Annotated in this window: 3 protein-coding genes; 2 read left to right on the top strand and 1 reads right to left on the bottom strand. The window is 69.0% G+C overall.

Annotated elements, in window-relative coordinates; genetic code table 11:
* Nucleotides 1–378, top strand: a 378-nt coding sequence (locus tag FVA95_RS28170) for an integrase core domain-containing protein (protein ID WP_149666456.1), incomplete at its 5' end; no start/stop codon positions are given.
* Nucleotides 379–476: 98 nt separating this feature from the next.
* Here the strand turns inward: FVA95_RS28170 and FVA95_RS28165 are convergent.
* Nucleotides 477–1625, bottom strand: coding sequence for an aromatic ring-hydroxylating dioxygenase subunit alpha (locus FVA95_RS28165; protein WP_149666833.1), 1149 nt, complete (start codon nt 1623–1625; stop codon nt 477–479).
* Nucleotides 1626–2356: 731 nt separating this feature from the next.
* Between FVA95_RS28165 and FVA95_RS28160 the strand changes: the two genes are divergently transcribed.
* Nucleotides 2357–3048, top strand: a 692-nt coding sequence (locus tag FVA95_RS28160) for a BCCT family transporter (RefSeq protein WP_193564438.1), incomplete at its 3' end; no start/stop codon positions are given.

Genomic DNA, 3048 nt, shown 5'->3' with positions numbered 1-3048 from the left:
ACCGAACTCGTCACCGACGCGCTCGGCATGGCCATCACCCGTCGCAGTCCCGAACCGTACTCGGCGATCCTACATTCCGACCACGGCTCGCAATTCACGTCCTGGGCGTTCGGGCGCCGACTGATCGAGGCGGGACTAGTCGGTTCCATGGGCTCGGTCGGCGATTGTTACGACAACTCGATGGTCGAGTCCTTCTGGGGGACGATGCAGCTGGAACTACTCGACTCCAGATCCTGGAAAAGCCGCGCCGATCTTGCCAATGCGATATTCGAGTGGATAGAGTGCTGGTACAACCCGATCAGGCGCCACTCCAGCATCGGGATGCTCAGCCCAGCCGACTACGAAACAGCCCACACCCCACCACACCAAGATCACTGACCCCACACCGTCAGTGTCCGGCGCAGGGGGCCAAGCTCACGGGGCGTTCGTCGTGGTGCGGGAGTGCGGTGAGGCGCGGTGCGGTGCGGTGCGGGGGATCAGCCCACGCGGTCGCGCACCCAGTCGTGGAACTCGCCGATGTGGTGCTCGCTGGGCACGAGCACGCCCCCCTTCTCGTAGGAGCGCGAGTCCATCGCGAGCTGGCAGCGCTCGCAGGCGTCGAAGTCCTGCACGTTGACCCGGTGGAACAGCTCCACCGAGCGGTCGATGTCGGCGCCGGAGTCGACGACCTCGGGCAGGTAGAGCCAGTCGCAGACGACCAGGGTGCGCTCGGGGGTCAGCGGGAACATGCGGTGGAACACGACGTGGTCGGGGACCAGGTTGATGAACACCGAGGGCCGCACCGTGATGGCGTAGTAGCGGCGGTCCTGCTCCTGGGTGATGCTCGGGATCCGGGCGAGCCCCTCGGAGCCGTCGACGGTGAAGCCCTTGACCTCCTCGCCGAACTCGGCACCGTGCCCGACGAAGTACTGGGCGGCGAGGCCGTCGGCGAACTCCGGCAGTACCTCGGTGAGCTCGGGGTGGATCGTCGCGCAGTGGTAGCACTCCATGAAGTTCTCGACGATCTGCTTCCAGTTCGCCTTGACGTCGTAGGAGATGCGCCGGCCGAGCTTCAGGTTCTCGACGTCGTAGCCGACGATCGCGTCCGGCGAGCCGAGCCGGGTGGTGACATCGCCGATCACGGTCTCGCTGAACGACGGCGGCTCCTCGGCCAGGCTCAGCCACACGTAGCCCAGCCACTCGCGGACGTGCACGGTGTGCAGGCCGTACTCGACCTTGTCGACGTCGGGCATCGAGTTGAGGTTCGGCGCCGCGATGAGCTTGCCGTCCAGGCCGTAGGTCCAGGCGTGGTACGGACACTGGAACGAGCGCCTGACCTCGCCCTTCTCCTCCGTGCACAGCCGCGCGCCGCGGTGCCGGCAGACGTTGAGGTAGGCCCGTACGGAGTTGTCCCTGGCCCGCGTGACGATCACGCTCTCGCGTCCGATCTGGACGGTCTCGAACGCGCCGGGCTTGTCCAGGTCCGCGGCCAGCACTGCGCAGAACCACGTCTTGTGGAAGATGTTGTCCTGCTCGGCCCGGAAGATCGCGGGGTTGGTGTAGTAGTGGCCGGCGAGGGTCTCTCGCAGGCTGTCCGGGAGGCTCTGCCCCTCGGTGGCGGGGTTCGACAACTCGCCGGTCGTCATGGCGGTACTCCTCGTGGGCGACGGTCGGTGTGGGGCGGCTGGCGGGTCTGGGGCGAGATCGGGCGCGCCGGCGGGGTCGCCCTCGCGGGTCGAGCTCGGGACCGGTGCGACGGCATCGGTTCGTTACGGAGGCCGGCGCCGCGGGACCGGGGGCCCGTGCGACGACCGGGCGCCGGAGGCGGCCGGCGTGCGGTCGCGGCGGAACCGTTGCGGCACAGCGGATCACCTCCTGCAGTGGGGTTGGGCGCGATGACGACGACGGCGATCGGGGCCGCGGTAACACACGAGAAACACCGAAACTGTTGCGTAACAAGCAACGAGTCGCTCAATACGCACCACGATGGGAGCGCGTCGGCCTGGCTGGTGTCAAGGGGCTGCAACGGTGGTGTTCGTGCAGGCCCGAGGCGTGGGCCGGTCGCCGCGGGTCGGGCGCCGGAACTGCTGGGGGCACGGTGGCGACTCCGGTGTCCTCGGGCTCCGGGCGACGGATCGGGTCTTGACCGCCGCTCCGGCCACATCATAACGTGCACAGATATATTAATCGAGTATCTGATGGGGAGCAGGTGGTGCCGGGTCCCGGCCGACCGCCGCCCGTCGCCGCCCGACCCCGGACGGCGGCACCCGCTCGCCGTCCACCCGTCGCGCCGGTGGTCCCGGCCGCGGATCCGCACGACCCACGGAGCGGCGCACGTACCGCACTTTCCCCGCACCCGGACAGAGGTGGAGACGTCATGACGCAGGTCGATCCCCGGTCGTGTACCGAGGACCCCGGAGCACCACCGGAACGCCCCCGCACGGACCGGACGGTCTTCGGGATCGGTGCCGCGTTGGCGCTGCTGTTCGTCGTCTGGGGGGTCGCGGCGCCGGAGAGCCTGCGCACGACCGCGTCCACGATGATCGGGGCACTGATGCGTGGCGGTGGCTGGGGATTCATCCTCGCCGCGACCGCCTTCGTCGCCTTCGCACTGTTCCTGGCCTTCAGCCGGTTCGGGCGCATCAAGCTCGGCGCCGACGACGAGGAGCCCGAGTTCCGCACGGTCTCCTGGATCGCGATGATGTTCTCCGCCGGCATGGGCATCGGGCTGATGTTCTTCGGGGTCACCGAGCCGCTGACCTTCTTCCGGTCACCGCCGCCCGGGTCGGCCGCGCCGGCGACGACCGAGTCGATGCAGGTCGCGATGGCGACCTCGCTGTTCCACTGGACGCTGCACCCGTGGGCGATCTACGCCGTGGTCGGCCTCGCCATCGCCTACTCCACCTTCCGCCGGGGCCGCCGGCAGCTCATCAGCCAGGCGTTCGTCCCGCTGATCGGGCAGAAGGCCGCCGACGGGGCGATCGGCAAGGCGATCGACATCCTCGCGATCTTCGCGACGCTGTTCGGCTCCGCCGCCTCGCTCGGCCTGGGCGCCTTCCAGATCGGCGG

It is taken from the genome of Pseudonocardia sp. EV170527-09 (assembly GCF_008369905.1).
Taxonomy (GTDB): Bacteria; Actinomycetota; Actinomycetes; order Mycobacteriales; family Pseudonocardiaceae; genus Pseudonocardia.
Note: the sequence above shows the minus strand (reverse complement) of the source record. Positions and strands in the feature narration are given on the sequence as shown.